Annotated in this window: 18 protein-coding genes and 1 pseudogene; 6 read left to right on the forward strand and 13 right to left on the reverse strand. The window is 62.5% G+C overall.

The genetic code is table 11. The features are described 5' to 3' along the window. Window positions 1-119 precede the first annotated feature (119 nt). Window positions 120-2,234: a mechanosensitive ion channel family protein gene (locus ATY76_RS28250; RefSeq protein ID WP_088677951.1), complete on the forward strand. Its 2,115-nt coding sequence runs from the start codon at window positions 120-122 to the stop codon at window positions 2,232-2,234. Window positions 2,235-2,240: 6 nt separating this feature from the next. On the opposite strand, the pseudogene ATY76_RS28255 reads toward ATY76_RS28250, so the two are convergent. Continuing rightward, a pseudogene (locus ATY76_RS28255) lies at window positions 2,241-2,617 on the reverse strand (DoxX family membrane protein). Window positions 2,618-2,855: 238 nt separating this feature from the next. On the opposite strand from ATY76_RS28255, the gene mprF reads away from it, so the two are divergent. Both mprF and ATY76_RS28265 read left to right on the forward strand, forming a co-directional pair. Beyond that, window positions 2,856-5,459 (forward strand): bifunctional lysylphosphatidylglycerol flippase/synthetase MprF, encoded by a 2,604-nt coding sequence (gene mprF, locus ATY76_RS28260; protein ID WP_088677952.1) that lies wholly within the window; start codon window positions 2,856-2,858, stop codon window positions 5,457-5,459. Next, a complete protein-coding gene (locus ATY76_RS28265; protein WP_088677953.1) occupies window positions 5,456-6,838 on the forward strand; it encodes an AcvB/VirJ family lysyl-phosphatidylglycerol hydrolase in 1,383 nt (460 codons plus the stop codon). Before mprF ends, ATY76_RS28265 begins: the two co-directional genes overlap by 4 nt. On the opposite strand, the gene ATY76_RS28270 is transcribed toward ATY76_RS28265, so the two are convergent. From ATY76_RS28270 to ruvC, 8 genes are all read right to left on the reverse strand, one after another. After that, on the reverse strand, window positions 6,835-7,398 hold the full coding sequence (locus ATY76_RS28270) for a DinB family protein (protein ID WP_088677954.1): 564 nt from the start codon (window positions 7,396-7,398) through the stop codon (window positions 6,835-6,837). The two genes, ATY76_RS28265 and ATY76_RS28270, sit on opposite strands and share 4 nt — an antisense overlap. Before the next feature lie 39 nt (window positions 7,399-7,437). Then, window positions 7,438-7,944 (reverse strand): NUDIX hydrolase, encoded by a 507-nt coding sequence (locus ATY76_RS28275; protein ID WP_088677955.1) that lies wholly within the window; start codon window positions 7,942-7,944, stop codon window positions 7,438-7,440. A gap of 6 nt (window positions 7,945-7,950) precedes the next feature. After that, window positions 7,951-8,853 (reverse strand): metallophosphoesterase, encoded by a 903-nt coding sequence (locus tag ATY76_RS28280; RefSeq protein ID WP_088677956.1) that lies wholly within the window; start codon window positions 8,851-8,853, stop codon window positions 7,951-7,953. Beyond that, a complete protein-coding gene (gene ruvB / locus ATY76_RS28285; RefSeq protein WP_088677957.1) occupies window positions 8,854-9,894 on the reverse strand; it encodes a Holliday junction branch migration DNA helicase RuvB in 1,041 nt (346 codons plus the stop codon). Window positions 9,895-9,976: 82 nt separating this feature from the next. After that, on the reverse strand, window positions 9,977-10,591 hold the full coding sequence (gene ruvA / locus ATY76_RS28290; protein WP_088677958.1) for a Holliday junction branch migration protein RuvA: 615 nt from the start codon (window positions 10,589-10,591) through the stop codon (window positions 9,977-9,979). Between the two features lie 12 nt (window positions 10,592-10,603). Beyond that, window positions 10,604-11,020, reverse strand: coding sequence for a type II toxin-antitoxin system VapC family toxin (locus ATY76_RS28295; protein ID WP_088677959.1), 417 nt, complete (start codon window positions 11,018-11,020; stop codon window positions 10,604-10,606). Next, window positions 11,001-11,264, reverse strand: coding sequence for an AbrB/MazE/SpoVT family DNA-binding domain-containing protein (locus ATY76_RS28300; protein ID WP_088677960.1), 264 nt, complete (start codon window positions 11,262-11,264; stop codon window positions 11,001-11,003). The genes ATY76_RS28295 and ATY76_RS28300 overlap by 20 nt, the downstream gene beginning before the upstream one ends. 54 nt (window positions 11,265-11,318) lie before the next feature. Continuing rightward, window positions 11,319-11,828 (reverse strand): crossover junction endodeoxyribonuclease RuvC, encoded by a 510-nt coding sequence (gene ruvC / locus ATY76_RS28305; protein WP_088677961.1) that lies wholly within the window; start codon window positions 11,826-11,828, stop codon window positions 11,319-11,321. A 221-nt stretch (window positions 11,829-12,049) separates the two neighbouring features. On the opposite strand from ruvC, the gene ATY76_RS28310 reads away from it, so the two are divergent. Both ATY76_RS28310 and ATY76_RS28315 read left to right on the forward strand, forming a co-directional pair. Then, window positions 12,050-14,365, forward strand: coding sequence for a methyl-accepting chemotaxis protein (locus ATY76_RS28310; RefSeq protein ID WP_088677962.1), 2,316 nt, complete (start codon window positions 12,050-12,052; stop codon window positions 14,363-14,365). A 125-nt stretch (window positions 14,366-14,490) separates the two neighbouring features. Beyond that, window positions 14,491-15,492, forward strand: a complete 1,002-nt coding sequence (locus ATY76_RS28315; RefSeq protein ID WP_088677963.1) for an LLM class flavin-dependent oxidoreductase — start codon at window positions 14,491-14,493, stop codon at window positions 15,490-15,492. Window positions 15,493-15,559: 67 nt separating this feature from the next. Here the strand turns inward: ATY76_RS28315 and ATY76_RS28320 are convergent, their stop codons facing one another. Further along, window positions 15,560-16,306 carry a YebC/PmpR family DNA-binding transcriptional regulator gene (locus ATY76_RS28320; protein ID WP_088677964.1) on the reverse strand — a complete coding sequence of 249 codons (747 nt, stop codon included), beginning with the start codon at window positions 16,304-16,306 and terminating at the stop codon, window positions 15,560-15,562. Window positions 16,307-16,447: 141 nt separating this feature from the next. Between ATY76_RS28320 and ATY76_RS28325 the strand changes: the two genes are divergently transcribed. Then, window positions 16,448-16,951, forward strand: a complete 504-nt coding sequence (locus tag ATY76_RS28325) for a pyridoxamine 5'-phosphate oxidase family protein (protein ID WP_088677965.1) — start codon at window positions 16,448-16,450, stop codon at window positions 16,949-16,951. 32 nt (window positions 16,952-16,983) lie between these two features. Here the strand turns inward: ATY76_RS28325 and ATY76_RS28330 are convergent, their stop codons facing one another. The 3 genes from ATY76_RS28330 to ATY76_RS28340 all read right to left on the reverse strand — a co-directional run bounded on the left by ATY76_RS28330 (window position 16,984) and on the right by ATY76_RS28340 (window position 19,347). Beyond that, entirely contained in the window at window positions 16,984-17,829 is an 846-nt protein-coding gene (locus ATY76_RS28330) for an MBL fold metallo-hydrolase (RefSeq protein WP_088677966.1), read from the reverse strand. Between the two features lie 102 nt (window positions 17,830-17,931). Next, window positions 17,932-18,756: a TIGR00282 family metallophosphoesterase gene (locus tag ATY76_RS28335; RefSeq protein WP_088677967.1), complete on the reverse strand. Its 825-nt coding sequence runs from the start codon at window positions 18,754-18,756 to the stop codon at window positions 17,932-17,934. Between the two features lie 3 nt (window positions 18,757-18,759). Further along, a complete protein-coding gene (locus ATY76_RS28340; protein WP_088677968.1) occupies window positions 18,760-19,347 on the reverse strand; it encodes a 5-formyltetrahydrofolate cyclo-ligase in 588 nt (195 codons plus the stop codon). Window positions 19,348-19,379: the final 32 nt, after the last annotated feature.

The following is a 19,379-nucleotide window of genomic DNA, read 5'->3' on the forward strand; positions in this document are numbered from 1 at the left end:
AGCCATCGGTATGGTTTCCCTACCGCTTGCTGGCGGCCACGCTCGCGGGTATCCATTGCTGCAAGGAGAAATGTCGAAGCTGCTTCATCGGGGCGGACGGCACTCCATTGAGGGCAGATATGGAACGTGACAGGGCAGGGGTCTTGAGGGGCGCCATATCGGGCGTGCTGGCATTCATTATGTTTTTGGGCCTGGTTTCGCCTGGCTTCGCCCAGGCAGCACAGGCACAGGCGCCGGCCGCGTCCGTCCCGCCGGCGCAAGTGCGTGAGATGATGCAGCTCATGCAAACGCCCGAGGTCAAGCAGTGGATGTCGACGCAGATGGCGGCGGCGCCTGCGGCCGACACGGCGGCAGAGAACCAGATGTCGGTTCTATCGGGTCTGCTGCAGCATTCCCGCCGGCATGTCTCGATGGTCTCCGATGCCGCAATGACGCTGCCCTCGCAGATCGGCAATGCGTCCTCACTGCTTTTCGGTGAGATCGCCGCCGCCGGCCGGGCGCGCATGACGGCCCAATTCCTGGCGATCTTTCTGCTCGGTGCGATCGTCGAAAGCATCGCCCGTTATGTGTTCCGGCGCCGCCGTCACCGGCTGGCCGCGATGGCGGGCATGCATCTGGCGCCGCGCGTCATCCCGGCGCTGATCTTTGCGGGTGCAACGGTGCTCACGCTTCTCAGCCTCAACTGGCCGCCGCTCAGCCAGAGTATCGCGATCGTCTGCGTCGTCGCGCTCATCGTCCAGCGTTTCACTATCTGCCTCGGCGGCGTTCTGGTCGATCTCATCGGGCTGGCGCGGGCCGATGAAGAGCGGCAGGGCGTCACCGCACCGACCATGCCGGGGCGGGCCGTGGCACTCTTCTGGTACCGCCGCTGCGCGACCTTCGTCATTTATTTCGCATTCGGCTGGGCCGTGATCCAGTCGATGATGCCGCTCGGCTATACGCCGAGCGCCCGGCTCGTCGTCGGCTACATCCTCGGCATCGGGCTGCTGCTGATCGCGATCGAGGCGGTCTGGTCGCGCCCGCACAAGGACGAGAAGCGCGGTCACGGAATCTCCTGGGCACTCACCGTCTATTTCCTGCTGCTCTGGGGGTTGTGGGTCGCAGGTTTCAACGGGCTGCTCTGGCTCGGTATATATGTACTGCTGCTGCCGCGCGTGCTCGCCGTCTCGACGCTCGCGGTGAAATCGCTGCAGCAGACCGAAGCGAGCTTCCTGGCCACGCGCCGCATTGCGGCCGTGCTGCTCGATCGCGGCGTGCGGGCGCTGATCATCGCGCTGGCCGCCATCTGGCTCGGGCGTATGCTCGGCGTCGGCGCCGACACGATGGCCGCCGGCGACAGGATGCTCGACAAGATCGCGCGCGGTCTCATCGGCGGCATCGTCATCCTGCTGGCGGCCGATCTGCTCTGGCACGTCGTCAAGGCCTATATCGACGGCAAGCTGCTCGACTCACCGCTGGACGGCACCGAGACGGACGAGGAGAAGGCCAAGCGGGCGCGGATACAGACGCTCCTGCCGATCTTCCGCAATATCCTCGCCGTGGTGATTGCCGTCATCGCCGTGCTGATGGTGCTTTCGGGCCTCGGCATCGAGATCGGGCCGCTGATTGCCGGCGCCGGCGTCGTCGGCGTCGCGGTCGGTTTCGGCGCGCAGACGATCGTCAAGGACGTCATCAGCGGCATGTTCTATCTCTGGGACGATGCCTTCCGCGTCGGCGAATATATCGAAAGCGGCAGCCACAAGGGCGTGGTCGAGGCCTTCAGCCTCCGCTCGGTGAAGCTCAGGCATCATCGCGGACCGCTGACGACCGTGCCCTTCGGTGAACTCGGCGCGGTGAAGAACCTCAACCGCGACTGGACGATCGACAAGATCAGCCTCAACGTCAAATACGACACCGATCTCGTCAAGGCGAAGAAGGTGATCAAGCAGATCGGCCAGACGCTGCTCGAAAATCCGGAATATGGCCCGCATATCATCGAGACGCTGAAGATGAAGGGCGTCGAGCAATTCGGCGAGTTCGCGATCGAGATCCGGCTGTCGATGATGACGAAACCCGGCGAGCAATTCGTCATCCGCCGCAACGCGCTGGCGATGATCCGCAATGCCTTCAGGGAAAACGGCATCGAATTCGCGGTGCCGACGGTGCAGGTGGCGGGCGACCGGGACGCGGAAGTGGAAGCCGCCGTGGCGCGTTATGCCGCGCAGGCGCGAGCAGGCGGCGAGCCGGCCGCATAAATCGCCTTACATTGCTCCCGCGGCTGCGATCAGCAGGCCGCCGATGATCGCCATGTTGCTCTTCCAGCTGTTGATGGCGCTGTCACGCGCCGTTTCCCGCATGTCCCAGAAATTCAGCAGCATCACGGAAGCGGCAAGCGTGAAGATGATGAGGCCGAACGCTGCCGGGGCGACATAGAGACCGAGCATCAGCAGGAGACCGGCGGCGATTTGGAAGAGGCTGCCTGCCAGCAGCACCCATTTCGCAAAAGGGACGCCTCGGGCTTCGATGGCGTCGCTTACCGGCACTATAACGAAAAATGATGGATGCCGGCGGCAACGAAAAAGCCGCCGAGCAGCAATCTGCCGAGGATGAGGATCAGGAAGGCCAGGTCATTCTGCATGTCTAATCCTTCTCTCGCTTCTCAAACCCGCATCATCGCTCGCAAGGCTCTGCGCAAGCTTACGAAAATGCAATGTATCCACCGGGCTCGCCTGCGCAAATTCGCCCCAATTGAGGATGATGGAGGCGCAGGCGGCGGGCTGGGGGTGCGACGGCATTTGCTTCATGCAGCTTATATGCCTCCCATGCTACGTCTTTGAAAATGATTCCCGCAGGGCTGGAAATTGCGCAGGTAAGAGATGTCGGGGCACGGCAATTTGGAAGAGATGGAAGAGGCGGAGGGGTTTTCCTTTCGCGGACTTTTCAGGCGTTACAGGACGCCGCTGACGGCAGCTGCGACACTGGTGGTCTTCTGCCTCGTCGGTTACGCAATCATGCAGCTCACCAACGAGGTACGCTATGACGACGTCGTCGCCGCGCTGGCGGCGACCAGGCCGAGCGCGATCCTGCTGGCGCTGTTCTTCACGGCGCTCAGTTTCCTTGCACTGATCTTCTACGACCTCAATGCCATCGACTACATCGGCAAGAGGCTGCCCTTTCCGCATGTGGCGCTGACGGCGTTCAGCGCCTATGCGGTCGGCAACACCGCCGGCTTCGGCGCGCTGTCGGGCGGCGCGATCCGCTATCGCGCCTATACGCGCCTTGGGCTTTCGCCCGAGGATATCGGCCGGATCATCGCCTTCGTCACCCTCTCCTTCGGCCTGGGGCTGGCCGGGGTCGCGGCCATCGCCCTCATCATCATCGCCGATCAGATCGGGCCGCTGGTCGGCGTCAGTGCCTTCCTTCTCCGGCTGATCGCCGGCTCGATCGTCGCCGTTCTCGGAGTGGTGATGATCATCGGCCGTGACGGCCGCGTGCTCGATCTCGGCGCGGTCACGATCCGCCTGCCGGATTCGCGGACATGGTCGCGACAGTTCCTCGTCACCGCCTTCGATATCGCCGCCTCGGCCTCGGTTCTCTACGTGCTTCTGCCGCAGACCGCGATCGGCTGGCCGGTCTTCCTTGCCGTCTACGCGATTGCCGTCGGTCTCGGCGTGCTCAGCCACGTTCCGGCCGGGCTCGGCGTGTTCGAGACGGTGATCATCGCTTCGCTCGGCAGCGCGGTGAACATCGATGCCGTGCTCGGGTCGCTGGTGCTTTACCGGCTGATCTACCACGTGCTGCCGCTCTTGATCGCCGTGCTCGCCGTCTCGGCGGCGGAACTGCGCCGTTTCGTCGATCACCCGGCCGCCTCCAGCATGCGGCGCATCGGCGGGCGGCTGATGCCGCAGCTGCTTTCTGCTCTGGCTCTGCTGCTCGGCGTCATGCTGGTGTTTTCGAGCGTTACGCCGACGCCGGATCAGAACCTCGAATTCCTCTCCAACTACTTGCCGCTGCCGATGGTCGAAGGCGCGCACTTCCTCTCCAGCCTGCTCGGGCTCGCGCTTATCGTCGCCGCGCGCGGCCTCGGCCAGCGGCTCGACGGCGCCTGGTGGGTGGCCGTGTTCTCGGCCGTCGCCGCGCTGACCTTGTCGCTCCTGAAGGCAATCGCGCTTGTTGAAGCGGCCTTCCTCGCTTTCCTCATCTTCGGGCTCTTCGTCAGCCGCCGGCTCTTCACCCGGCACGCATCGCTGCTCAACCAGGCGATGACGGCGTCCTGGCTGATGGCGATCGCTGTCATCATCGTCGGCGCCGTCGTCATCCTGCTTTTCGTCTATCGCGACGTCGAATACAGCAACCAGCTGTGGTGGCAGTTCGAATTCACCGCTGAAGCGCCGCGCGGTTTGCGCGCCTTGCTCGGCATCACCATCATCTCCTCGGCGATTGCCATTTTCAGCCTGCTGCGGCCGGCGGCCTTCCGGCCGGAACCGGCGACGGAAGAGGCGCTGGCGCGTGCCGTCGAGATCGTCGGCAAGCAGGGCAATGCCGACGCCAATCTGGTGCGCATGGGCGACAAGAGCATCATGTTCTCGGAAAAGGGCGACGCCTTCATCATGTACGGCCGGCAGGGCCGCTCATGGATCGCGCTGTTCGATCCGATCGGCGATCATCGCGCCGTGCAGGAGCTGGTCTGGCGTTTCGTCGAAGCGGCGCGCGCCGCCGGCTGCCGCGCCGTCTTCTACCAGATCTCGCCGGGGCTGCTTTCCCATTGCGCCGATGCCGGCCTGCGCGCCTTCAAGCTCGGCGAACTGGCGGTGGCCGATCTCCGGGCTTTCGAAATGAAGGGCGGCAAATGGGCGAACCTTCGCCAGACGGCGAGCCGCGCCCAGCGCGACGGGTTGGAATTCGCGGTCGTCGAACCGCAGGATGTGCCCGGCATCATCGATGATCTCGCCGCCGTTTCCACGGCCTGGCTCGAACATCATAACGCCAAGGAAAAGGGTTTCTCGCTCGGTTCCTTCGATCCCGATTATGTTGCCTCCCAGCCGGTCGGCATCCTGAAGAAGGACGGCAAGATCGTCGCCTTCGCCAATGTCCTGGTTACCGATTCCAGGGAGGAGGGCACCATCGATCTCATGCGCTTCTCGCCGGACGCGCCGAAGGGGTCGATGGACTTTCTCTTCGTGCAGATCATGGAATATCTGCGCAATCAGGGTTTTTCCCATTTCAATCTCGGCATGGCGCCTCTCTCCGGCATGTCGAAACGCGAGGCGGCGCCCGTCTGGGACCGCATCGGCAGCACCGTCTTCGAGCACGGCGAGCGTTTCTATAACTTCAAAGGCCTTCGGGCATTCAAATCCAAGTTTCATCCGCACTGGCAACCGCGCTATCTTGCAGTTTCCGGAGGAGGCAATCCGATGATCGCGTTGATGGACGCGACTTTTCTGATCGGGGGCGGATTGAAGGGGGTAGTGAGAAAATGATCAGGACAATCCTTCTTGTCACGGCATGCGCCTGCATGCTCGCGGCCGCACCGGCGAGCGCCGCCGAAGAGACCACGCAGAGCTTCGAAACCGGCCTCATCCCGTCGCCGCACATCTTCCTGCCGGAAGGCGAGGTGAAGGGCACGGTCATGCTGATCTCGGATGCCGCCGGCTGGGGCGACTATGAGAAGGGCGAGGCCGACAGGCTGGTCTCCGAAGGCGCCGTCGTCATCGGCGTCGACTTTCCCTCCTATATCCAGGCACTCAGCCGCTACGACGTCAGCCTCAATGACGGCTGCATCTACATGGTCTCTGACATCGAATCGCTGAGCCAGCAGGTGCAGCGCGCGACCGGCAACAACGCCTATCATCTGCCGATCGTCGCCGGCATCGGCGAGGGCGGGGCCTTGGCGCTGGCGATCGCGGCGCAGACGCCGGATGCGACGATCGGCCAGACGCTTGCCGTCGATCCGAAGGCCGGCATCCCGCTTGCCAAGGAGCTTTGCACGCCAGCTTCCAAGCAGGTCGTCGGCCAGCGCATCATGTATGGCCTCAGCGACGGCGCCCTGCCGGATCCGATCGTCACCGTCTTCACGCCCAATGCCGACAAGGATGGCAGAGTGCATGCCGAAGCGCTGAAGAAGATCCATTCGGCGATGGAGATCCGCGACACCGCCGACGATTCGCAGACGGTGTTTGCCGATACGCTCGACGATCTGGTCACCGCCTCCGGCGCCTTCGGCAACCCACTCGGCCTGCCGCTGGCGGTGCTCGAAGCGACGCCCGCCTTCGACACGATGGCGATAATCTATTCAGGCGACGGCGGCTGGCGCGACATCGACAAGGAGGTCGGCGGCACGCTGCAGAAGGAAGGCATTCCCGTCGTCGGCGTCGATTCACTTCATTATTTCTGGTCGGAGCGCAAGCCGGAAGAAACCGCCAGCGATCTTTCGAAGATCATCGATTTCTACCGCAAGCAGTGGAAGGTGAAGCACGTGCTGCTCGTCGGCTACTCTTTCGGCGCCGATGTCGTGCCCGCGACCTATCAGCTCCTCAAGCCGGCCGAGAAGTCCTCGGTGGTGCAGCTGTCGCTGCTGTCGCTCTCGCACCAGGTCGATTACGTCATCTCCGTTCTCGGCTGGCTGGGCCAGAAGACGGAAGGGGCGGGAGGCGATCCCGTCGCCGATCTGAAGAACATCGACCCGAAGCTGGTGCAATGCATCTACGGCAAGGATGACGATGATGATGTCGCTTGTCCGGCAGTTAAGGAGAGCGGCGCAGAAGTCGTCGAATTGCCCGGCGACCATCACTTCGACGAGAATTACGATCTTCTCACCAGGACGATCATCGACGGGCTGAAAAAACGGCTGCAGAATTAACGCATCAGCGTTTCCTCTCTCCAGCCGAGCCCGGCAAGTTCCTCGCCGCGAAATCGTGCATCGTCGGCGACGATGAATTCGTCAAGCTGCGGCGGGGCGACGCTGGTGCCGGCAAGCATCGCATGGACCTGGCCGCGATGATGGGTCTGATGCTGGAACAGGTGGGCGAGCACATCGTCCATCCGCTCTTCCTGGATGCGGTCGCCCCGATGGAGACTGACGATCGAGATCAACCTTTCCGGCGTCAGGGTTTCGCAAAGATCGATCAGGCGCTGGTCGACCTTTGCCTGCGCTTGCGCCAGTGTCTCGACGTCGTCGAAGGGTTCGTCGACCTCGAAGGCCTGAAACCCGAGCGTGCCGCCTTCCATGCCATCGACATAGAACCAGTCGACCGTAATGATGTGGTTCAGGGTTTCCTTGATCGAGGGAAAGAAGCTCGTGCGAGGCGCTTCGAATTCGCCGGGCTTCAAGGCCGCGCAGGCCTGGAGCAGACGGCGGTTGGCAAGGGCGTTGTTGTAGGCAAGCTTGCGAAATGACCTGACAGGATCGAAGGTCGGCATCGGCGCATCTCCTCTTCAAGCGCTTCCGGAATGTCTGCGTCAATCATCGAGATTGCCGTCGTGCCAGACGAGATGACGGGGGGCTACGGGCAGGTTCTCGATTTCCTCGGCGATAAAATAGGGCGGAATGTCGAGCGCGGTCAGGGCTGTGCGCGTTGCCGACACCCATTTGAATTCGAGATGGTTGTCACCGTCTTCGACGCGATGGATGATTTCGTGCGGCCGAAAGGGAAATTCCGGTGGGATTTCCATCAGATAGTAGAAGCCGAGCTCATGCCAGTCACGCTGTTCGTAGTGGAAAAAGTTCTCGACGACCCAGAGCAGGCGGGAGATGGTGACGGCGACGCCGAGTTCCTCCATCATCTCCCGCTTCAGCGTTTCATCCGACGTTTCGCCGATTTCCGCCCTGCCGCCCGGAAAGGTCCAGAAGGGCTCGTGCACGGCGCGATGGACGAGCACGTGCCCATCGCGAAAGCCGAGGCCGGCAATGCGGTGGTTGAAACGCGCCGCGCCCGCAGTCAGGCGGATGGGAGTGCGCTTGATCATGTCATTCTATCCGAGATCGATCACGACGATTTCCGGCGGCACGCCGAAGCGGACCGGTGCAATGGAGCAGCCGAGGCCGCCGGAGATGATGATATTACGCCCCTCTTCGACGATGTGGCCATAGGCGTAGCGATTGCCGTAGCGCGAGGGCACGATCGGCGAACGGCCGAGAAAGCGGATCTGTCCGCCATGCGTGTGGCCCGACAGCGTCAGCGAGACGCGCTCTGGCACGCGCGGAAAGATATCGGGCTCATGGGCAAGCAGGATGACGGGTGCGTTGTCGGTGACCTGGGCCATGGTTCCGTCGAGATCGTCCAGGCCGAGCATGCGCGTGCGGCCCCACTTCCGGCCGGGCAGCAGCGCCAGCTGATCTTCCAGCCCCGCAAGCCAGAAGCCATGGCCATCCTTCTCGAGCCGGACTGCGCGATTGCCATAGACCGGAATTCCGACGCCGGCGAGCGCCCGGTGTCCGAAGGTTTCCATCCCGCCGTTCTTCTGGGCGGTCCTGTCTTCCCACCAATCGTGATTGCCCATGATCGCGTGGACGCCAAGTGGGGCCTGCAAGGTGGCGAGCGCCTTGGACCATTGGCTCGAATGCACATATTGGGTCACCATATTCATGCCGGCGGCGTAATCGCCAAGCAGGACGGTGACGTCACCTTCGAGTTCATTGGCCCTGCGGCAGATCGCGGTGATGCGGTTTGCCGACATCCAGGGTTCGCAGGCATGGATATCGGCGAGCGCGACGACGCGGAGCTTCAGCCCCGGTGTCCATCCGGGCGGCGTCAGCCGGTAGCGGGCTATGCCGAGCCTTGCCAGCGGTTCATAGGCGAAGGCGTAACCGCCGAGCGACATGACGCCTGCGATACCGCCGCCAAGAACCTTGAAGAATCCGCGGCGGGTAATCACTCAGTCGTCCTCCTGAAACAGCCGGAACTGCGCAGCCTCCATTTCCTTGGGCGGTTGCATTCCGAGATGTTTCCACGCGATTGCGGTCAGAACACGGCCGCGCGGCGTGCGCTGAATGAAACCCTGCTGGATCATATAAGGCTCGATAATATCCTCGATTGCGTCGCGCGGCTCGGAAAGACCGGCGGCGATGGTTTCGATACCGACCGGGCCGCCGCCGAAATTGACGGCGATCATGTTAAGGTAACGCTTGTCGAGCTGGTCGAAGCCGACATTGTCGACGAGCAGCCGCGTCAGCGCCTCGTCGGCGATCTCGCGGGTGACGGCCTCGGCTCTTGCCACCTCGGCGAAGTCGCGCACGCGCCGCAGCAGCCGGCCGGCAATGCGCGGCGTGCCGCGGGCGCGTCTGGCGATCTCGCGGGCGCCCTCTTCGGTCATCGGCAGGTTCATCAGCCGCGCGCCGCGGCGCACGATCAGTTCCAGCTCCTCGACGGTATAGAAGCTGAGCCGCACCGGAATGCCGAAGCGGTCGCGCAACGGCGTCGTCAACAGGCCGAGACGGGTGGTTGCGGCCACCAGGGTGAATCTCGACAAGTCGATCTTCACCGAACGGGCGGCAGGGCCTTCGCCGATGATGAGGTCGAGCTGGAAATCCTCCATGGCTGGATAGAGGATTTCCTCAACGGCCGGGTTGAGGCGATGGATCTCGTCGATGAAGAGCACGTCGCGCTCCTCGAGATTGGTCAGCAGCGCGGCGAGATCGCCGGCCTTGGCAATGACGGGACCCGACGTCGAGCGGAAATTGACGCCGAGTTCCTTCGCCATGATCTGTGCGAGCGTCGTCTTGCCGAGGCCGGGCGGGCCGACGAAGAGCACGTGGTCGAGCGCCTCGCCGCGGTTCTTCGCCGCTTCGATGAAGATCTTGAGATTGGCGCGGGCTTCCGCCTGGCCGGTGAACTCGTTCAGCGATTGCGGGCGCAGGGTGATGTCGAGATCTTCGCCCCGCTTTTCCGGCGATATCAGGCGGGCGGGTTCGCTCATGCTTTCATTCCGTTTTGAAACCTGTCACAGCAATACACCAAAAATCGTCTGCCTCGACATCCAATCATCGGGTTTCCGGTCTTCACCGCGCCAATTCCTTCAATCCCAGCCGGATCAGCTTGGCACTGTCGGCTCCTTCGCCGGCCGTCTTCATGGCCGCGGCAACGGCATTTGCCGCCTGGTCCCTGCTGTAGCCGAGGTTGGTCAATGCGGACACCGCATCGGCAACCGGTGCGGCGGCGACACCTTCGCCGAGTTCCTGCTTGAGGGCGATATTGATCGCTTCCCCGGCATAGGCCGGCGCTCGGTTCTTCAGTTCGGTGACGAGGCGCATCGCCACTTTCGGGCCGACGCCCGGTGCGCGAGAGACGGCGGCGCGGTCCTGCAGGGCGATCGCATTGGCGAGTTCGCCCGGCGTCAGCGTCGAGAGCACGGCGAGCGCCACCTTGGCGCCGACGCCCTGGACGCTCTGCAGCAAGTTGAACCATTCCCGCTCCAAGGCGCTCATAAAGCCGAAGAGCTTCAACTGATCCTCGCGCACATAGGTCTCGATGAAGAGCACACAGGCTTCGCCGGCCGAGCCAAGCTTGGACAGGGTGCGGGCCGAGCAATAAGCGACGTAGCAGACGCCGTGCACATCGACGAGCACATAGTCTTCGCCGATCTCGTCTATGGTGCCTTTCAGCTTGCCGATCATGGTCGCGGTCTCTCAGGGGTGCGTTTCGGGGGAAATGATGTCCAAATCAGGGAAGTAGGAACGGTATCGCGCGCTATCGCGCGTCAGGAGCCGGTGCGATCGAACGAGGGCATGCGCTCCGATGAAGAAATCCGGTAGGGTGCGCTCGCGCAGGCCGCCGCTTCTTCGGTATTGCGCATGCGCCATGCCTGCTCGATAAGCTGCGGAGAACGGCAGGGCCTCACGGACCAGATTTAACCGCGACAGGAGAAAGACCAGAGTTTCCTCGCGCGGGCTCACGCTTGCCAGTTCCGCCCACACGACCGGCGTCATGATGAATTGCGAATCCGGCCGCAACGCGCTCAAGGCGCGTGTGGACCATTCCCTGAAGGGATTATCCGGACCGAAGATATCGATGAAGACATTCGTATCAACGAGGACCGAGGTCATCGCGTGGTCCCCTCAACCATTCCATGAATTCATCGGAGGTCATGCCGCTGGTGTCGAGGGTCCCGCTCATGCTGCCGAGCCAGGATTCAAAATCGTCCTGCGACGGTTTCGTGCGGCTGGATAGAACGACGAGACGGGCACCTCTTTCGTCGGCAATGAAATCCACTTCGGATCCTGGCCCGATCTTCAAACGGTCCCTGATGTCCTTGGGAATGGTCACTTGACCTTTTTCGGTCACACGCATGGTAATACCTCTTAGGTATTACTTATCATTGAATTGGAACAAGTCAAGAACAAATTAGCTGGCCAGTGCCTGGCGCATTCTGGTGCCGCCGCGATTGTGGGCATGGCAAATGGCGATCGCCAAGGCGTCGGCGGCGTCATCGCCCTTGAATTCGACCTTCGGCATCAGGATCTTCAGCATCATGTGAATCTGCTGTTTTTCGCCATGGCCGACGCCGATGACCGCCTTCTTCACCGCGTTCGGGGCATATTCGGAGACCGGCAATCCGGCGCGCGCCGGCACCAGCATGGCGATGCCGCGGGCCTGGCCGAGCTTAAGGGTCGCCACCGCGTCCTTGTTGACGAAGGTCTGTTCGACGGCAGCTTCATCCGGCTTGTAAGCGTGGACGATCTCGGCAAGCCCGTCATGCAACTGGCAGAGGCGGGAGGCAAGGTCCATCTCGCCATCTGAGGTCACCGTGCCTGACGCCACGAACTTCAGTGAATTACCCAATGTATCTATGATTCCCCAGCCGGTGCGGCGAAGGCCGGGATCGATGCCGATGATGCGAATCGTATTTTGCATGGTTCAACCTATAGCGATTGCGAAATAAGTGCCATCGATAAGTGAACAAAACAAAAACACCCATGGTTTTAGGGCGCGCCATTTACCGCGAATTAAAAGAGATGCCTGAATTCTAGTTCATCGAATGTGAGAGGAGCTTCATCCCGCAAAGATTAAGCTCCCGATGTTCTGTTGATAGGCCAGCCGGCAGGGGCGGCGCCGTTCGGAAGGGTTCGTTGTATATGGCTCAGAGATTTCAATCCCTGTCCTTCAAGGTCATTGCCACATTCATCCTGATGACCGTGCTGTCGATCGCGGTGATCGATGTGCTCGCCTATTTCGCCAGCAGCCGCATCTCCGACGAGCAGGCGCTGAAGGCCAAGGAAAGCGTGCTGATCTTCCGCGGCGACATGTTGCAGGACCAGTTGGCGCAGCTTGAGAACCAGGCCAATTCCATCGCGCGCATCGAGGCGCTGCAGATGTCGATCACCAGCCTGAAGAGCGGCTGGAAGACGATCGAGAAGACCTCGGGCAATGCCCGCGCCGAGCTGAAGAAGGTTTTCATCACCGACAATCCCAACCCGGCCGACCAGCGCGAGAAGCTGATGAAGCCGGAAGGGCCGAGCGGCTTCTATTATTCGAACCATGAGAAGACGCAGAGCGAAGTCGCCCGCGACCTCGAGGATACTGCCTTCAGCGATCTCCTGATCGCCGATCTCGACGGTTCCGTCCTCTATTCCTACAAGAAGGAAGACGACTTCGCGGAAAACCTGAAATCGGACGCCTGGAAGACGACCGGCGCCGGCATCGCCTTCGCCAAGGCGATCGAAAATACCGCCAAGGCGACCGATGATGCTGCGCCGACAGGGTTTTCGGGCCTGCGCGTCGATGCCGCCAGCGGCACATCGGCGATCTTCTATGCCGTGCCGATCGTCAAGCTCGGAGCGGCCAAAGGCATCATCCTGTTCAAGGTGCGCGAGGACATCGTCACCAGCATTCTTGCCAAGGGCATCATCCAGGGCAGCACGGCGCGGGCGGCGATCGTCTCCGCCGATGGATCCGCTGTCGGCCTCGATGCGAGCGGCAGGCTTGCGACGCTCGATGCGGCACCTTTCACCTTCATCAAGGACGCACTTGCCAGTTCGGCGATGACGGTGGCTGATTTCGACCGGGCGGATGGCGCGGCCCGCGCCTATGTCCGCGGCATCGACTATCGCGGCGACCGCTTCCTCGTGGTCGAGAGCGTGCTATTGAGCGAGCTCAATGCCGGCTCGATCGAGATCGCCGCCTTGCTGACGATGATCGGCGTCGGCGTGCTCGTCGTCATGGCGGTTGCGACGGGGCTCGTCACCAACTTCCTGTTTTCGCCGCTCGCCCGGCTGGCCGGCATCACCCGCGATGTTGCCGGCGGCAAGCTCGACAGCGAGATCGGCAGCCTGAACCGCAAGGACGAGATCGGCACGATGGCGAAAGCGCTCGCCCGCTTCCGCCAGTCGCTGATCGAAGGCCGCGAACTCGAGGCGGCGAGCGAAGAGACGCGCCTGCAGGCCGAGCAGGACCGCCAGCAGAACCTTGCCGAGCGCGAGGCCGAGGCGAAGTCGCTGCAGCAGGTGGTCGAGGCGCTCGACGAGGGCCTGCATCATCTGGCGAATGGCGATCTCGCCTACCAGATCGATACCCGCTTCCCGAACGAGCTCGAAAGCCTGCGCGTCAATTTCAACGAGGCGCTCGCGACGCTCAGCGAAACCATGACGGCGATCGGCGGCAACTCGATGGCGGTACGCGCCGGCTCCGAGGAGATGCGCACCGGCGCCGACGAGCTTGCCGGGCGCACCGAGCGCCAGGCCGGCTCGATCACCGAGACGGCGAATGCGATCAGCGCCATCACCCAGTCCGTCCGCCGGCAGATCGAGCGGGCCGAACAGGCCGAACGCATCGCCCGCGACGCCAAGAAGGAGACGACAGGCTCCGGCCAGATCATGCGCGAGACGATCGCGGCGATGGAGGCGATCCAGGCCTCGTCGCGCCAGATCAACACAATCATCTCCGTCATCGACGATATCGCCTTCCAGACCAATCTTCTGGCGCTGAACGCAGGCGTCGAGGCGGCGCGCGCCGGTGAATCCGGCAAAGGCTTCGCCGTCGTCGCCATGGAAGTGCGCGAGCTCGCCCAGCGTTCGTCGAGCGCGGCCAAGGAAATCTCCAGCCTGCTGCAGAAATCGACGCATGAAGTGGAAAGCGGCGTGTCGCTTGTGGAAAAAGCGGGCGCTGCGCTGACGGGCATTGGCGGCCATGTCGAGGCGATCAACGGCAAGATCAACGAGATCATGGAATCGACCCGTGAAGAAGCGAATACGCTCCGCGAGATCAACAGTGCCGTTGCCGAGCTCGACGCAATGACGCAGCAGAACGCCTCGATGGTCGAGGAGACGACAGCGGCGATCCACCGGCTGGCGTCGGAGGCTCTCGAAATGGACCGCCAGCTCGGCAACTTCACGCTGCCGCCCGGCCACCACAAGCCGAGCGCCGAGGTGCATGTGCTGCGGCGCCACCGGTAAGTTGCCGTTCCGATATTCGACAAGGGCCGCCTTCGCGCGGCCCTTTTTGTTTGCCTGCACGGTTTGGAATGGCGGCGGCGCCAACCTACATAGACGGCACCGTTCAACTGCCCGGCAGGTTTCCCATGGTTCCCTTCTCCATACTCGACCTTTCCCCCGTTGCCGAAGGCAGCACCGTCAGCCAGTCGCTCGAGAGCTCGGCGCGGATGGCGCGCAAGGCCGAGGAATTCGGTTACAAACGCTTCTGGCTCGCCGAACATCACGGCATGCCGGGGATTGCCAGTGCCGCCACCGCTGTCGTCATCGGCCATGTCGGGGCGGCGACAAAGCACATCCGCATCGGTTCCGGCGGCATCATGCTGCCCAATCATTCACCGCTCGTCATTGCCGAGCAGTTCGGCACGCTGGAAGCGCTCTTCCCTGGCCGCATCGATCTCGGCCTTGGCCGCGCGCCGGGGACGGATATGCGCACGGCCCAGGCGCTGCGGCGCAATCTCGAGGCAGGCGCCAACAGTTTCCCGAACGACGTGGTCGAACTGCAGCAGCTGCTCGGCACGCCGGTCGAGAACCAGGCGATCCTGGCGGTTCCCGGCAACGGCTCGCATATCCCGATCTGGCTGCTCGGCTCCAGCCTCTACAGCGCCCAGCTTGCCGCCATGCTCGGGCTTCCCTATGCCTTCGCCTCGCATTTCGCGCCCGATATGCTGCTCGACGCCATCGCGATCTACCGCGACCGTTTCCAGCCTTCGGCGACGCTCGACAAGCCCTATGTGATGGTCGGAGTCATGGGGGCGGTGGCGGAAACGGACGAGGAGGCGCGGTATCATTTCACCTCCGCCGAGCAGCAGTTCGTCAATCTGCGCCGCAATGTCCGCGGTCCGTTCCCGCGCCCCGTCGCCGATATGGAGGGCTTCTGGTCGCCGATGGAGAAGATGAATGTCGAGCACACGCTGCGCTATGCCGTGGTGGGCGCGCCGAAGACGGCGGAGGCGAAGCTGACGGAGTTTCTACGCGAAACCCAGGCCGACGAGGTGATCATCTCGATGCCGATCCATGACATCGAGGCGCGGCTGAGATCGGTGGAGCTGTTCGCGGGGCTGGGAAACTTCCTGCGGGCTGCCGCTTAACATCTTCCCGGAAACAGAAAACCCGGCGTCAGCGCCGGGTTTTTCCATTGACGGTGGTCCGAGAAACTCAGGCCGAAAGCTTGGCCAGAACCTCTTCCGAAACCTCGAAGTTGGAATAGACGTTCTGCACGTCGTCATCGTCTTCCAGGCTGTCGATCAGCTTCATCAGCGACTGGGCCTTTTCCTCGTCCACCGGCACGTTGTTTTGGGCGCGCCAGACGGCCTTGACGGTTTCGGCTTCGCCGAGGCTTGCTTCCAGGGCTTTCGACACTTCGCCGAGAGCTTCGAAGGCGCAGGTGATGTAGTGGCCGTCCTCGTCGGTTTCGACGTCGTCCGCGCCGGCTTCGATCGCGGCTTCCATCATCTTGTCGGCGTCGCCGGCGGAAAGCTTGTAGGTGATTTCGCCGACATGGTCGAAGGAGAAGGACACGGAACCGGTTTCGCCGAGGGCGCCGCCGGCCTTGGTGAAGATCGAGCGGACGTTGGAGGCGGTGCGGTTGCGGTTGTCGGTCAGGGCTTCGACGATGATCGCCGTGCCGCCGGGGCCGTAACCCTCGTAACGGACTTCATCGTAGTTTTCGCCATCGGCGCCGGCTGCCTTCTTGATGGCGCGGTCGATATTGTCCTTCGGCATCGACTGGGCCTTGGCGTTCTGGATCGCCAGGCGGAGACGGGCATTCATCGTCGGGTCGGGCAGGCCGGCCTTGGCGGCAACGGTGATTTCGCGCGCAAGCTTGGAGAACATTTTCGACCGCACGGCATCCTGACGGCCTTTGCGGTGCATGATGTTTTTAAACTGTGAATGGCCAGCCATGGCACCCCTGTTCACGTCTCATTGTTCGGAATGGGCCGCCTTATAAGAGCGAAACGGCAGGCGTTCAAGGAAAAAGCAGTTCGGAACAAAGGCCATGGGATGACGTTTCAACCGAACTTCATTCGATGGAAAGGAACGGTCATGGCAAGTCTCAGCGAGGCGCGGGAACAACCGGCACGTCAGCTTTGGGATCAGGTCAACGGTGTCCATGCCGGCATGCTCGGCATATCAGGGCTTGATATGCACATGCAGCCGATGGCGCCGCATGCCGATCCGACCACCAATACGATCTGGTTCTTCACCAAGACCGACGCCGATATCGTCCGCGCCATCAAGCCCGGCAGCCGCGCGCATTTCTGCCTCATCGGCAAGGATCACGATTATCACGCCTGCCTGGCCGGCATGATCGAAGTGCGCCCCGACCCTGCGAAAATCGAGGAATACTGGAGTTCTGTCGTGGCCGCCTGGTATGATGGCGGCAAGAAGGACCCGAAGCTCACCATGCTTTCCCTGCATGTCGACGATGCCGAGATCTGGGTTTCCACCGGCAGCACGCTCAAATTCGGCTGGGAAATCGCCAAGGCCAATCTCGATGACGACAAGATGCCCGACGTTGGCGTCAAGCGCCACCTGCAATTTGCCTGACACAATGCCCGGCACGCAAGCTGCCGGGCTTTTTATTGCACGCCCTTCATCACATAAATCAGCGGCTTTTTCGGCAGCGTGCGCATGGAAACGGTGATGCTGTCGTCCGGGGCATAGGCGATATCAAAATCCTTGCCGAACATGGAGACGAAGGCATTGACCGGCGGACCGCGGCGATGCATCGGCAGGATCAGCGAGGAACGCAACCGCTTGATGACGCGGCTCATGCTGTCAGCCCCCATGGTGAGGCCGCCGTCCACCGGCACCATGACGACATCGAGACGCCCGATTTCCGTATAATGCGTGTCCGTCAGTTCGTAATGCAAATGGCCGAGATGGCCGATGCAGAGGCCGGCAACCTCGAAAATGAAAATGGAATTGCCGTCCTGCTGCGAACCGCCGAGGCCGTAGCTGAAGCGGATATCGGTCGTGACATTGCGGATATAGGCGTCGCCGACGACGAGGCTGATATCGGCCTTCCCATCCGGAACGTCGCTCCAGCCATGCAGCACATGTTTGATCCCAGGATCAGGCGTCAGCGTGAAGTGGGTCGTGTGGGCCTTGTTCATGGTCACGACATCAGGCGTCGTCACCGGCCTGTACCAGCCATTGTAATCCGTGGCGATGATGATGCCTGCTGGCGTCTCGATCTCGAAGGTGGAGTGGCCGAGAAAGGCGAGTTTGACGTCCTCGCCCTCGGAGACGGCCGGCGTTGCGGGTGGGGCGGCGGAGAAGCTTGCGAAGGTCACCTTGGGAATGTTCTGCGCGATCGCCTGGCAGTGGCTGACAGGTTTGCGCTGCTCCTGCGCACTTGAAGGGCTTGCGGCGGCGAGGGCCGCAAGGCATGCGATAGCGAGGATAAGATATTGCGGCTTCATGCCACCCCCCTCCGGCGCTTTCATTTAGCGGCCGGAGGATGCGGCATGAGGTCGCAGCGGTCCAGACTGGGAATGCTCACAATTGCGTGTTGGCGCAGGTGCCTACCGCCAGAATTCCGGCACCGTTTCGGCCAGCCGCGGGCCGAGCCGGAGCGGCGCGATCTTTTCGGCCAATCCCGTGGCATCGGAAATCTCCACGCCGACGCCGCAGATCGTCGCCGGGCCGCTCGCCGCTTCCATGCGGCCCTTCGGCATCTTGGAGATGAAGCGGTTCAGCGGCTCCTCCTTGTCCATGCCGAGGGAGGAGTCGTAATCGCCGCACATGCCGGCATCCGACATATAGGCGGTGCCGCCGTTGAGGATCTGCGCATCGGCCGTCGGCACATGTGTGTGGGTGCCGACGACGAAGCTGGCTCGGCCGTCGACGAAATGGCCGAAGCACTGCTTTTCGCTGGTCGCTTCCGCATGGAAATCGAAGATGATCGCATCGGCCTGCTCCTTCAACGGGCAGGCATCGAGGATCACCTCTGCCGACTTGAAGGGATCGTCGAGTTCCGGATGCATGAAGACCCGGCCCATGACATTGGCGACGAGCACGCGTGCGCCGTTCCTGGCATAGAAAAGCCCGGAGCCGCGCCCCGGCGTGCCTTGCGGATAATTGGCCGGGCGCAGAAACTGATCGTGCCGCCCGGCAAAGGCGACGGCTTCCTTCTGGTCCCAGACGTGATTGCCCGTCGTCACCACGTCGGCGCCGGCATTGATCGTTTCCAGAAAGATGTCCTCGGTGATGCCGAAGCCGCCGGCGGCATTCTCGCCGTTGACGACGACGAAATCGAGCCTGAGGTCGGAGATCAGGCCGGGGAGGCGGTCCCAGACCGCGGTGCGTCCCGTCTTGCCGACCATGTCACCCAGAAAAAGCAGCCGCATTCCCTATCCAATCCAAGAGGCAAAAAAGCGAAGGCCGCTTTCTGTCAGGATGGCATCCAGGCTTATGTCATGCGGCTCGTCGGGCACATGTGCCACTTCCTGGCAGTCAAATGCAATGCCGATCAGCTTCGGATGCAGGCCTTTCTCTCTCAGCCGGCTGATGGCGCGGTCGTAATAGCCCGCGCCATAGCCGATACGATGGCCGCGTGTATCGAAGGCCGAAAGCGGCACCAGCATGATCTCCGGGTCGAGAACGGCGGCGTCGGCGGCGGGGCCGACCGTGCCGAAGCCCGTGGAGATAAGCGGCACATCTTCCGCCAGTTCGCGAAAGGCGATGGTCTGCTTGTCGAGGATCGCCGGTACGCAGAGCCGCGCACCGCGCGCCGCAAAGCGGGCCATCAGCGGCCTGAGATCGGCCTCCGACCGGATCGGCAGGAAGCCGGAGATGATCGTGCCCGCTGCGAAGGCGACTGACTCGCCGGCGTGATCGGCCATGGCAAAGCTTTTGGAGGTGCGTTCCTCGGCGGGGATGGCGTCGCGCGCGGCCAGCCGTTCGTTACGCAATTGCGCTTTCAATTCTCTAGCGGTCATCGGATCTGCCGAATATGGGAAAGTTCGCCGAG

This window comes from Rhizobium sp. R339, from assembly GCF_002211395.1.
Lineage (GTDB): Bacteria > Pseudomonadota > Alphaproteobacteria > Rhizobiales > Rhizobiaceae > Rhizobium.